The sequence below is a fragment of the Rhizobium grahamii CCGE 502 genome, assembly GCF_000298315.2.
GTDB classification, from domain to species: domain Bacteria; phylum Pseudomonadota; class Alphaproteobacteria; order Rhizobiales; family Rhizobiaceae; genus Rhizobium; species Rhizobium grahamii.
On the sequence record NZ_AEYE02000034.1, the window covers coordinates 57745 to 69203 of the forward strand.

The following is an 11459-nucleotide window of genomic DNA, read 5'->3' on the forward strand; positions in this document are numbered from 1 at the left end:
CTAACCATCGTTGACGCTGCGGTAAGCCGAAGGAGGTAGCTGTCACGAAAAAGTGTTCTGGGTATATTGAAAACATCTTACTCGGTTGACTGTTGGGATTTTCTGCCTCCCCTTGTTGCGTTCTGTTTACCACCCGCGTCATGACCGGAACACGGCCCCAAAGAGGTGAGCATGAACGAAAACGACGAACCGGAGTGGGAGCTTGACGAAGAGCTCTCGACATTGACCATCACCTTTCCGACGGATCCGCCGGTTGCCCTCGTTCTGGACGCCGAAGCAGTTTCGGAACTCATCGAGGGTGCCGGCCAAGTCAGGGCAAAAATGCGAACGCCTCATTCTGAAGACTGGCAGGGAGGCCAAATGGTGGACGCCGTCCTCGATCCGCGCTGGCATTCGGAACCCGACGTCTTGCTGGAAGAATCCCTCCTTCACATTCGCGATCCCCGTTTCGGATGGTTGCACTATGCCCTTCCCCGCGAGTCCGCCAAGGCCTTGGGAAAGCTTCTTCTCCGCCAGGTGAAAGGAAGCGCCGAGGACGAGGAGCGACATCGGTCGAACTGATCGCGTACTCGCGCAAGGGTGGGGTACCCTACCGCTTTTGCCTGACGTGCAATCAACGCCCGGTCGTGCTTTTATGATCCGGCAAGATGCGGAATTTGTTTCGGGTATCACTTCAGTATCTGCCAAATGTTTCGAGAACAGACTATGGCCCGCCTCTGGCGGGCCATTTGTTTTTTCAATCGTTCCTGCCGCCAATTTGCCCGATATGTCCCTTGACCTTCCAATGGCTGGAAGGTCCATAAACATGTCTGACCCCAGGTCACGGGCAAGCAGGAGAAGCGCATGAAGACCCCGCACGGCCACCATGGCCATCACTTCCATGATCACGACGCCGCAGACATCCATCATGTCGTGCGTGATCCAGTCTGCGGCATGACCGTTGATCCAGAGGCCGGCAAACCCTCTCTCCAGTACGGCGGGGTCATCTACCATTTCTGCTCTGAAGGCTGCCGCCAAAAATTTGAAGCCACACCGGAAGTCTACCTGACATCAACGGATCCGGTTTGCGGAATGTCGGTCAGTCGCGCCACGTCAAAATATATGCTGAAGGATCACGGAACACGGGTTTATTTCTGCTCGGCCGGTTGCCAGGCAAAGTTCGAGGCTGATCCTGCGGGATATCGCAACGAAAGCAGCGCTTCCGCAACGCCGATGCCGAAAGGTACGCCTTATACCTGCCCCATGCATCCCGAAGTCGTCAGCGATCGACCGGGCGACTGCCCGAAATGTGGCATGGCGCTGGAACCGATGGGCGTTCCACCAGCGGACGAAGGCAAAAGCCCGGAGCTTCTCGATTTCACCCGACGGCTCTGGGTGAGCGCCCTGTTCTCGTTACCTCTGCTCGCGATCAGCATGGGTCCGATGGTCGGGCTGCCATTGCGAGAAGCCATCGGCGAACCGCAAGCCACATTTGCCGAACTCATCCTCGCTACGCCTGTCGTGCTTTGGGCCGCCCTGCCCTTCTATCGTCGTGCATTGATGTCCCTGGTCAACCGAAGCCCGAACATGTGGACGCTCATCGGCCTCGGTGTCGGTACGGCCTATCTCTATAGTGTCATCGCGGCGCTGGCCCCTGATTTCTTCCCACATTCGATCCGTCAGCATGGTGACGTCGTCCCGGTTTATTTCGAGGCGGCATCCGTCATCGTTGCCCTGGTATTTGTCGGCCAGGTCCTCGAACTGAAAGCCCGCGAGAAGACAGGATCGGCAATACGGGCGCTCCTTGATCTTGCGCCAAAGACGGCCCGCCTCATCCGATCTGATGGTTCCGAATCCGATATTGCGGTCGACGACGTCAGGCTCGGCGACCTCGTCCGTGTTCGTCCCGGCGAGCGTGTCCCCGTCGACGGCTCCGTCAGCGAGGGGCAATCGACAGTCGACGAGTCAATGATTTCTGGGGAGCCGATACCGGTCGAAAAGCAGCCCGGCGATGCGGTCATTGGCGGGACGATGAACAGGACCGGGACATTCGTGCTGATCGCCGAAAAGGTTGGCGCCGACACCACACTGTCACGCATTGTCGATCTCGTCGCCAAAGCACAGCGGTCCCGTGCACCAATCCAAAGTGCAGTCGATCGCGTCTCCAGCGTCTTCGTCCCAACGGTTGTCGCCGCTGCAGTCTTGGCCTTCGTCGCCTGGAGCGTGGTCGGACCGGAACCGCGCTTGGCGCATGCCATCCTGGCAGCCGTGGCAGTTCTCATCATTGCATGCCCGTGCGCGCTCGGACTTGCCACGCCGATGTCGATCATGATCGCAACCGGGCGCGGGGCACGCGAAGGTGTCCTCCTCAAGGATGCAGAAGCGCTCGAACGCTTTGCCCGCGTGGACACCCTGATCGTCGACAAGACCGGAACACTGACCGAAGGCAAGCCCAGGCTGACCGACGTGGTGCCGTTCGGTGACGTCGACGAGACCCGCCTGCTTGCGCTTGCCGCCGGTCTTGAACGCGGGTCGGAACATCCGCTGGCGGAGGCCATTGTCTCTGGCGCGCAGGAGCGCAACGCTAATGCGATTGCCATCAGCGGTTTTGAGTCAAGGACCGGCAAGGGGGTTTCAGGCAAAGCGGGAGAAATACGCGTCACGCTCGGCAATGCCGCGATGATGCGCGATCTGGGCATCGACCTTGCGCCCCTTAGCGAGAAAGCGCAGGCGCTGCGCGACGAGGGCAAGACAGTGATGTTCGTGGCGATCGATGAGCGGCTAGCCGGCTTGCTGGCGGTTGCCGACCGGGTCAAACAGACCACGGAATCAGCCATAAGAGCGCTCCACCAGACCGGTCTGAAAGTCATCATGGCCACCGGCGACAACGAGCGGACGGCACGTGCCGTCGCCTCAAGTCTTGGCATCGATGAGGTCCATGCCGATGTTCTGCCTGAGGGCAAGAAGGCCTTGGTCGATCAATTGCGGTCGAGAGGCGCCGTCGTCGCGATGGCAGGAGACGGTGTCAACGATGCCCCCGCGCTCGCAGCCGCCGACGTCGGCATAGCGATGGGGACGGGTGCCGACGTTGCGATGGAAAGTGCCGGCATCACCCTCGTGAAGGGGGATCTCAACGGGATCGTCAGGGCACGGCGGCTTGCGGCGGTCACCATGCGCAATATCCGCCAGAACCTCGGCTTTGCCTTCGGCTACAACGCTCTCGGCGTACCCCTGGCTGCCGGTCTTCTCTATCCCATCTTCGGTCTTCTCTTGTCCCCGATGATCGCCGCTGCCGCGATGAGCCTGTCCTCCGTGTCCGTCATTGCCAATGCGCTGCGCCTGCGCTACGCCAGGCTATAGGAGATAGCGCGGCGACCATCAGGGCTTCCCGCTCTCCGCGCGCCCCATGACCAATTCCATCTTTTTTTCGGGGCGCGGGAATAAATCGGCGCGGGCATCCGTATACTCAATCATGGAACGGAAAGAACGCTCATTCGATGTCATTGGTCAGCTCGCAGCGCTTCGCCGCTACGCGCGCTCGCTCGTGCGCAATTCGGATGACGCCGAAGATCTCGTTCACGACGCACTGGTGCGGGCCTATGAGAAAAAGCAGAGCTTCCGTCGCGGCGGCAATCTCAGGACCTGGCTTCTTTCGATCATGCATAACGCCCACATCGATCGGGTGCGCCAGAACCGCTCGCTTGCCCGCAGGCACGACGAGGCAGCCGTTGACGCGGACCAGTCAATAGAAGCTGGCCAGGAACACGCCGTGCGCCTGCAGCAGGTGCGAGATGCGTTCTTCAAGCTTCAGGAGGAGCAGCGCGAGGCACTACACCTGGTGGCAATCGAAGACCTTTCCTACCAGGAAGCGGCGGCAGCCCTTGGAATTCCGATCGGCACGTTGATGTCGCGCATTTCGCGTGCTCGTGCCCAGCTGCGGGAATTCGAGGAAAAGACACCACGTGCGCCAAATTTGAGACTGATCGGAGGGAACGGCAATGAAGGCAATTGATCCTGTCATCGACGTTGATCTCGACGCCTATGTCGATGGGCAACTCGACGTGGCGAGACGCATCCAGGTCGAGACCTTCCTCTCCGAGAACCCGATAATCGCGGCAAAGGTCATGGCAGACCTCAGCATGCGTGGGGAATTGCGCCTGGCACTTGCCAGCGAAAGTGCCTTCGGCCGTCCGGAGACCCGCGACGCGGCGAGACGGCTGGAGCGTGGACTTGCCTATGGCCGGTTCCTGCACTCGGTCCAGCGGATTGCAGCCGTCGGCATCCTGGTGGCTGCCGGCTGGATTGCCCACACCTCGTTCGGTGCGTTCACGGCAACTGAGGTCGCTGCCTCTGTTCCTGCGCCCGCCTACGTCGAGGACGCGGTGCGCGCCTATCAGACCGCGTTGCTGCGCCAATCCGTCCCATCACAGACGGTGGCAGGCTACAAGCCGGAGGACATTCGCGCCGCAACGGCAATCGTCATGCCGCAACTGCCTGATGATTGGGCGATCACCGACGTTCAGATTTTCCCGTCCGAGTTCGGTCCGAGCGTCGAGATGGCCATCAAGACCGCACAGGGCAAGCCGCTCTCGCTGTTTGCCGTACGGCCAGGTGGCTTTGCCGTGCTGCCTGTTCACCATGTCGCGCTTCATAGCGCGGAAGCGGCCTACTGGCAGATCGGCGATGTAGCCTATGCGCTGGTGGCCGGCGATCGTGACATCAATCTGGATGTGGCAGCCGACAATCTCGCCCGCACCCTCTATTAGCTAGTTCAACCGAGGAGATCAGTATGAACCCGACCAATCCGCGTTTTGGCTACGGCTCGGCCGCTGGCTCGCAGGCGCTGTTCGACGAAGGCCTGCGCCAGCATATGCTGCGCGTCTACAATTACATGGGTCTTGGCCTCATCATCACCGGTATCGTAGCGCTCGTTGTTGGCAGCACGCCGGCACTCTACGTGCCAATCTTCCAGTCGCCGCTGAAGTGGGTCGTCATGCTTGCCCCGCTCGCATTCGTCTTCTTCTTCTCCTTCAAGCTCCAGACCATGTCAGCCAGTGCCGCCCAAATGACCTTCTGGGCGTTCTGCGCAGTCATGGGCCTGTCGCTCGCGTCGGTCTTCCTGGTGTTCACAGGCACCAGCATCGCCCGGACATTCTTTATCGCCGCAACCATGTTTGGTGCGACGAGTGTCTACGGCTACGTGACCAAGAAGGATCTTTCCCGCTTTGGCTCATTCCTGATGATGGGTCTGATCGGCGTCGTCATCGCGAGCATCGTCAATATTTTCCTGGGCTCAAGCGCCCTGCAGTTTGCGATCTCCGTCATCGGCATCCTCGTCTTCGTCGGTCTGACCGCTTACGACACGCAGAATATCAAGGAGCAGTACTCCGAAAACTACGATCAGGAATCAAACCAGAAGCTTGCCGTCTTCGGCGCGCTCTCGCTCTACCTGAACTTCGTCAACATCTTCCAGCTTCTCCTCAATTTCACGGGGGAGCGGGAGTAAGGGGACAAGCGCTTCTGGGGGCAATGGAAGCGCTCGGGCGCCCGGTTCGCACTCTGTGACAGGATGGCGGACCGGGTGCTCACCTCAAGGAAACGGCCGGGCTTTACCCGGCCGTTTTTTTGCGTCCGATCAGATGATCCCCCAGGCGCGATAGCGCCCTCGCCCGGTAATTTCGCGGATCCCGATGTCGTTCAGAAGATTGAGCGCCCCCCGGCTGGTCACCCGCAACTCGCGTGCCACCATTGCCGAAGACACCATTGGTCGCGACAGGACGAAATCAGCTAGCTGCGGCAGACTGCTGTTCGAACGGCGGTCCCTGAAGCGGATTTCCATCTGCGTGCGCGCCAGGACCAGACGATCCATTTCCTTCAGGCCGGCAGCAGCGCTTTCCACCATCGCTTCCAGAAACGCCTGCAACCTGGTCAGCCGGTCGCGCGCCCGCCTCTTTTCGTGCCGCACCATCTTCAGGCCGGCATAGAAGGCAAAGAGGTGGGAGGTGACCTTGCCGCGGGAGCGCAGGTAGCTCGAGACAAGGAGGCCGCCAAGCCAGTGCTGGCGACGCAGCGGCTCGATCCGCTCCCAGGCTTCGAAGATCACGGCCGCACCCAATGTGGCGGGAAGCGCGTCTGCAATGGCGATCGTCTTGCGCCAGGCGCGAAGCCGGGCAGCTTCGTCCCATTCCTCATCGTCGAACAGGCCGAGCGGATCATCAATGCGTTTTTCCTGGGTCTGGTCACGTTGCTCAGCCGGTGCTGCCGCTGCAGCATTGTGATGGCTGTCCAACAGCCGCTGTGAGCGCTCCAGGATGGCATCGATCTCCGCCAACTCGGCGGAAAGCACATCGTCATGGACATCCTCCTCCGCCTGCCAGGCGACCGGTTCGGCGAACTTCGTTGCACCGCTGCCCTCTCCTTCCACGCCACTGGCAAGGATTGCGAGACCGGATGGGCTCAATGCCCAGTCTGGTGGGGCGTACCATAGGCGCCTTCGCAGACGAAGGACCGCGTGTGCGATCGTCAATTCGTGACTGGGCGCGCGCGTGTCCATATGGGCGTCGTGCAGGACCAGGTCCTCCACGTGAACAAGCTCGCCCGCAACCCAAAGAGCACCAACCGCATCGAAGAAGTGTCTGCGTTCGCCAAAACCGTCGGCGACTGATGCACGCGCCGCGCGTTCGTCCAACCTCGCCAGACTGTCCTCGGCCTGAACGACAGCGGGCACCAGGCTGATCAGCAGCGGACTGTCGATTTCATAGCGCATTGTTAGCTATTTCTATTTCCCCGCAACGGAACTCAAATCACCCTTAACTTCACTCATGGATGGCATGATTTGCCAGTGTTTGAACAGGGGTTCGGTGGCCGATTTTGCAGGAGCAGTGGACACGCCACGAGTAGGCCAACGCGATTGCGTTACTTTACGTTTCTGAACGCATCATAGAGTTCATCGAGCCGGCCTGAGAGATAGTCGCCGAATTCAGCCGCATCTCCCGTCTTCAGCGCGATGGTGCACGAATCCCCGGTTTTGCGGATACGACCCCTGATTTTGCTGTCTTGCTTCGGCGTCCAGTCAAATTCGGTCGCCTCCTGCTTCTCGGGCTTCCTTGCCAGCTCCGCGACCACCAGGTCGAAGCGACGATCCGTGTCCTCGCGCGCAAATCTTTCCGATGCGAGCAACGTCCGCAACCTCGAAGCTGTTGCGCTGGTCCAGCCTTGCGCGAGGGCAAGCCACTTGCGGCGTCCGGCGGCTGGAGCAGCTCCGATGGCAACAATGACGTCCATGGGAATGGCCTTGGCAACCGAGATCAGCTTCGACAGTTCCGTCTTGTCGGTTGACAACGCCTTCATAATCAGAGGTCGCTCGAACCCCTTGCTCTCGAGATTGAATGCAAATACGGCGCGCTCGACATAGGACAGGTTGCGTCGCGCGGAGTTTTCGATCCCTTGCGCAATAACGACGTCGACATCATCGAGCTTTCGGATGATGGCCTGGACCTTTCGCCCGAGCAGTCGAACGGCCTGAAGTCGACGGTGGCCGTAGACCACCTGGTAGCGCTTGTCGTCATCAGGATGAACCCGAACGAGGATAGGCACCTCCTGCCCATTCTCCCCGATCGAATGGACCAGTTCGTCGTCGAGGTTCCGTGGCATGTCCGCCAGCCGGTCCCTGACAAAGGACATGTCGATGGCATCAGGTTCGAGTTCGACAACGCGCTCGCCCGACAGCAGCGCCTGCTGCATGGCGCGGCTTTCCTCCTCCATGCGTCCAAGCGTCAACGCCATCGAACGCACCGGGCCGGCAGGCCCACGAGTGGAACCGTCTTCATCGAGGTTGGCCGCGGCCAACTCCTGTGCGGTATCATCGAACAATCCCTTCAGTCGATCCCGTCTGCTCATGACCGGCCCCACGCCTTATGAATTCCTGCGAGCACCTCGCCGTTCGCCGCATTAACCGACTCTAGAGCCCGGTCATAGGTCGAGCGCCGCACCTGGCCGCGTTCGATCTCGTAGAGGGACTGCTTGGTCAGCCCGGCATCGGCGATCGCCGTCGACTTCAGGATGGTCGCCGTCAGCACATCGTCCCCAAAGAGATTTCGCAACAGGGCGACGATCTGTGACTGCGGCGCGTCGAATGGTTCGTGGCGCGTGACGACATACTTGATGAAGTCGTGCTGCAGATCGCCGCCGGCCTTTCGAACCACCGACAGCAGGTCCGACGTCATCAGCAGGAATTGCGACATGGAGGCGACGTCCACCATCTGTGGATGCACCGTAATCAGCAGCGAGGTCGCGGCGCAGACGGCTCCAAGTGTCAGGTAGCCGAGCTGCGGAGGACAATCGATAACCACAATGTCGTAATCGGCCTCGACCTCGGATATCGCGACACCAACGCGCCGAAAGAAAACCTCGCCGGATCGCTGTCGGTCTCCAAGAGCGCGCGGCGTTTCATGCTCGAACTCCATGAGCTCGAGATTGCCGGGGACAAGATCCAGGCCGTCAAAATAGGTCTTTCGTACGACGTCCTTCAGTGTACGGCGGCTGCCATCATAGCGAATGGCCCCGTAGAGAGTGTCGCCATCGGCAAGATCAAATTCCGGCTGCACGCCAAGCATGGACGACAGTGACGCCTGTGGATCAAGGTCGATGGCCAGAACGCGGTAACCGCTTAGCGCCAGATATTGGGCTAGATAGAGCGTCGTCGTCGTCTTGGCCGAGCCGCCCTTGAAGTTCGTCACAGCCACGGTCTGCAATTTTTCGCCGGGGCGGCGCCGCGGCAGATAGGACAACGCGTCCTTCGGCTTGACGCGCGCCATGTGGTGGCGTAGCTCGTTGATCTGCCCGAGCGTGTAGGATCGCCGGCCATTGACGGCAATATCCGGCTGAGGCCCCTTGCCGTCGAGCGAGAGCTGCCTCAGATAGCCGTCGGAAACACCAATTATCTGCGCTGCTTCGCCCGAGGTGAATGTGCGCAGGGTCTTCTGCGACAACGGCGGAAAAAGCTTCTCACGCAGGAGCTTTAGCTGACGCGAGAGCTGAGTGGCATGCCGCTCAATGCGCACGTCCGTCGTAGATACGCTAATGTTGTCCAAAACACCCGATCCCTATCAATGCGCTTTTTCATCAACATCGCGCTTAGAAGCGTATCGAGAATGCCATGATTCGCGAATCGCGACAATATAATCAGGCGCAGGAAGCAAGTTGGCCGCGGCCAACTTTTGTCCGCCACCCTTGCCGTTGCCATGGCAATCAGTCAGAAGGAGCTGGTTCATCGAAGGAAGCCGCCATGCGACAAATTGAGATCATCGGGATTGGAACGGGTAACCCCGAACATCTCACGGTCCAGGCAATCAACGCCATGAACCGCGCAGATGTGATCTTCATCCCCACCAAGGGAGCGGAAAAGGACGGGCTTGCCGGCATCCGCCGCGAGATCTGCGGCCGCTACCTCACCGCCGGCAACACTGCCATTGTTGAATTCGCCGTGCCAAAGAGGCTTACCGCCGGGCAGACCTACCTGCAGAGCGTCGGCGAGTGGCACGCAGCCCTCGCCGACGTCTATGTTAGCTTGATCGAGACCTTGCCACAGCCGGGGGTCGGCGCGTTCCTCGTCTGGGGAGATCCCGGTCTTTATGACAGTACAATCCGCATTCTCGATCGGGCGCGGTCGCTCAAGTCAGTCGATTTCGATTTCACCGTCATTCCGGGCATAACCAGCATACAGGCGCTCACTGCCAGCCATCGCATTCCTCTCAACCTTTTAGGCAAGCCAGTCGAAATCACGACGGGCCGCCGCCTTGCGGCGTCCGGCAATCAGGCTGATAGCACGGTCGTGATGCTAGACGGCGAGCTCGCCTTTTCCAAGATAGATGACTCGGAGGCAGAGATCTTCTGGGGCGCCTATCTTGGAACCCCCGATGAGATCACCCATGCGGGGAGGCTTTCGGATGTCGCATCCGATATCGTCAGGTCCCGGGCAGAAGCGCGTGCGCGCCACGGCTGGATCATGGATATCTATCTGCTGCGCAAGGGGCATGACTTCGACGATCTTTGACCCATTCCGTGTTTTGCTGCACGGTCCGGTCATGTAAAGACGTGGTCGAGACACTATGACGATGATGACACACCGACAGCTGGCGGAAGAGGGCCACGGGACTGCGCGCCCGCAGGGGCTCCGGCGCGGCGCCTGCCCCACGCTTTTCGAACCGATGCAAACAGGCGATGGCCTACTTGCTCGATTGAGGCCACCTGCGGGAACCCTTTCGCTCCGACAATTCTCGCTCCTGGCGGCAGCGGCCGAACGTCTTGGAAACGGCCTGCTGGAAATCACCGCCCGCGGCAGCTTGCAGGTTCGCGGCCTTCGTCAGGAAACCGCGTCGCAATTTGCACACGAGCTTGAGGCTGCGGGATTCCCTATCCCCGCTGGTCCGGCGATCGAGCTGTCGCCGCTTCATGGAATCGCGCCAGGCGAAATCGAAAACCCTGCGCAGATCGAGGCGATGCTGAGGGAAACGTTTGCTTCGCAGCTCACTTCACCCCTCCTCGCACCGAAACTGTCCATTCTTCTCGACGGCGGCGGTCGCGATGGCGCCTCATCCCTTTTCGCCGATATCAGGATCATCGCGGCCGCACCGGCCCGGTGGCAGCTTGCAATCGACGGCAATGGAAAGAACGCCGTCCCGCTTTTGACGGGAGACGCAGATGCCTGTGTCCAGGCGCTCGGCGACCTTTTGGATCTTTTGATTTCACTTGGCCGACACAGGCGATGCCGCGACATTCCACGCGCGGAGCTTCTGTCGATGTTCCCGTTGATGCCAACGCAGGACCTTGTCGACAAGGACAGAGCCGACACGTCCCTGATTGGCTACAGTCCACTTGCTGACGGATCGCTCGCCCTCGGACTGAGACCACGCTTTGGACAGATCCGGGCCGATCAACTGCTTGCTTTTATTACCCGTGCGGAGGCAATGGGTGCCGGGCAGGCCAGGCTCGGACCCGGTCGCGTCATGCTCCTGGTCGGACTATCGGCGCAAGCAGCCTCGGAGATCGCCGCAATTGCTGTGGATCACGGACTTTCTGGGGACAGGGATGATCCCTCGGCTCATATTGCCGCCTGCGCGGGTGCCGGCGGCTGCGCGTCCGGCTGCTACAATACAAGAAAACTCGCCGAGGCGCTCATTACGAGCGCGCCTGATCTTTTCGATGGTTCCATGGTCATTCATCTCTCGGGCTGTGCCAAAGGCTGCGCCTGGCGTTCGCACGCCCTCACCCTTGTCGGCGCCAGCGACGGCTCTCGCCTAATCCTTGATGGATCCTCCCTGGACGCTCCAGACGCACAGATAGCTGGCGGCGCCGCCGAATCCGCTATAGAGAGCATCGCTCGCTTTATCAAAAACGAGAGACGTGCTGGCGAATCGGCTAGGTCCTGCCTTTCACGGGTAGGAAAGGCGGCCGTCATCAGGGCGCTTCGACAGGAATAG

At 60.3% G+C, this 11459-nt stretch carries 11 protein-coding genes; 7 read left to right on the forward strand and 4 right to left on the reverse strand.

Annotated elements, in window-relative coordinates; translation table 11 throughout:
• The first annotated feature begins 171 nt into the window (after positions 1–171).
• The 5 genes from RGCCGE502_RS27385 to RGCCGE502_RS27405 all read left to right on the forward strand — a co-directional run bounded on the left by RGCCGE502_RS27385 (position 172) and on the right by RGCCGE502_RS27405 (position 5485).
• On the forward strand, positions 172–561 hold the full coding sequence (locus RGCCGE502_RS27385) for a hypothetical protein (RefSeq protein ID WP_016557463.1): 390 nt from the start codon (positions 172–174) through the stop codon (positions 559–561).
• A gap of 282 nt (positions 562–843) precedes the next feature.
• On the forward strand, positions 844–3339 hold the full coding sequence (locus RGCCGE502_RS27390) for a heavy metal translocating P-type ATPase (protein ID WP_016557464.1): 2496 nt from the start codon (positions 844–846) through the stop codon (positions 3337–3339).
• A gap of 112 nt (positions 3340–3451) precedes the next feature.
• On the forward strand, positions 3452–3991 hold the full coding sequence (locus tag RGCCGE502_RS27395) for a sigma-70 family RNA polymerase sigma factor (protein WP_016557465.1): 540 nt from the start codon (positions 3452–3454) through the stop codon (positions 3989–3991).
• Complete coding sequence (locus RGCCGE502_RS27400) at positions 3978–4745, forward strand: anti-sigma factor family protein (protein WP_016557466.1); 768 nt, start codon at positions 3978–3980, stop codon at positions 4743–4745. The genes RGCCGE502_RS27395 and RGCCGE502_RS27400 overlap by 14 nt, the downstream gene beginning before the upstream one ends.
• 23 nt (positions 4746–4768) lie before the next feature.
• Positions 4769–5485, forward strand: a complete 717-nt coding sequence (locus RGCCGE502_RS27405) for a Bax inhibitor-1/YccA family protein (RefSeq protein ID WP_016557467.1) — start codon at positions 4769–4771, stop codon at positions 5483–5485.
• Positions 5486–5614: 129 nt separating this feature from the next.
• On the opposite strand, the gene RGCCGE502_RS27410 is transcribed toward RGCCGE502_RS27405, so the two are convergent.
• The 4 genes from RGCCGE502_RS27410 to RGCCGE502_RS37555 all read right to left on the reverse strand — a co-directional run bounded on the left by RGCCGE502_RS27410 (position 5615) and on the right by RGCCGE502_RS37555 (position 9251).
• The gene (locus RGCCGE502_RS27410; protein ID WP_016557468.1) at positions 5615–6745 is read right to left on the reverse strand and encodes an RHE_PE00001 family protein; all 1131 of its coding nucleotides are present in this window, start codon (positions 6743–6745) and stop codon (positions 5615–5617) included.
• A gap of 149 nt (positions 6746–6894) precedes the next feature.
• The gene (gene repB / locus RGCCGE502_RS27415) at positions 6895–7878 is read right to left on the reverse strand and encodes a plasmid partitioning protein RepB (protein WP_016557469.1); all 984 of its coding nucleotides are present in this window, start codon (positions 7876–7878) and stop codon (positions 6895–6897) included.
• Positions 7875–9071, reverse strand: a complete 1197-nt coding sequence (repA, locus tag RGCCGE502_RS27420; protein WP_016557470.1) for a plasmid partitioning protein RepA — start codon at positions 9069–9071, stop codon at positions 7875–7877. Before repA ends, repB begins: the two co-directional genes overlap by 4 nt.
• Positions 9072–9086: 15 nt before the next feature.
• Positions 9087–9251 (reverse strand): hypothetical protein, encoded by a 165-nt coding sequence (locus tag RGCCGE502_RS37555; protein WP_019280309.1) that lies wholly within the window; start codon positions 9249–9251, stop codon positions 9087–9089.
• A 14-nt stretch (positions 9252–9265) separates the two neighbouring features.
• On the opposite strand from RGCCGE502_RS37555, the gene cobF reads away from it, so the two are divergent.
• Together cobF and cobG are read left to right on the forward strand one after the other, a co-directional pair.
• On the forward strand, positions 9266–10033 hold the full coding sequence (gene cobF, locus RGCCGE502_RS27425; RefSeq protein ID WP_016557471.1) for a precorrin-6A synthase (deacetylating): 768 nt from the start codon (positions 9266–9268) through the stop codon (positions 10031–10033).
• Between the two features lie 55 nt (positions 10034–10088).
• Positions 10089–11459 carry a precorrin-3B synthase gene (gene cobG / locus RGCCGE502_RS27430; protein ID WP_016557472.1) on the forward strand — a complete coding sequence of 457 codons (1371 nt, stop codon included), beginning with the start codon at positions 10089–10091 and terminating at the stop codon, positions 11457–11459.

What these genes read in the sequence shown, in the direction of transcription:
- RGCCGE502_RS27385 (WP_016557463.1), top strand. Translation starts at nt 172, where the DNA reads ATGAACGAAAACGACGAACCGGAGTGGGAGCTTGACGAAGAGCTCTCG.
- RGCCGE502_RS27390 (WP_016557464.1), top strand. Translation starts at nt 844, where the DNA reads ATGAAGACCCCGCACGGCCACCATGGCCATCACTTCCATGATCACGAC.
- RGCCGE502_RS27395 (WP_016557465.1), top strand. Translation starts at nt 3,452, where the DNA reads ATGGAACGGAAAGAACGCTCATTCGATGTCATTGGTCAGCTCGCAGCG.
- RGCCGE502_RS27400 (WP_016557466.1), top strand. Translation starts at nt 3,978, where the DNA reads ATGAAGGCAATTGATCCTGTCATCGACGTTGATCTCGACGCCTATGTC.
- RGCCGE502_RS27405 (WP_016557467.1), top strand. Translation starts at nt 4,769, where the DNA reads ATGAACCCGACCAATCCGCGTTTTGGCTACGGCTCGGCCGCTGGCTCG.
- RGCCGE502_RS27410 (WP_016557468.1), bottom strand. Translation starts at nt 6,745, where the DNA reads ATGCGCTATGAAATCGACAGTCCGCTGCTGATCAGCCTGGTGCCCGCT.
- repB (WP_016557469.1), bottom strand. Translation starts at nt 7,878, where the DNA reads ATGAGCAGACGGGATCGACTGAAGGGATTGTTCGATGATACCGCACAG.
- RGCCGE502_RS37555 (WP_019280309.1), bottom strand. Translation starts at nt 9,251, where the DNA reads ATGAACCAGCTCCTTCTGACTGATTGCCATGGCAACGGCAAGGGTGGC.
- cobF (WP_016557471.1), top strand. Translation starts at nt 9,266, where the DNA reads ATGCGACAAATTGAGATCATCGGGATTGGAACGGGTAACCCCGAACAT.
- cobG (WP_016557472.1), top strand. Translation starts at nt 10,089, where the DNA reads ATGACGATGATGACACACCGACAGCTGGCGGAAGAGGGCCACGGGACT.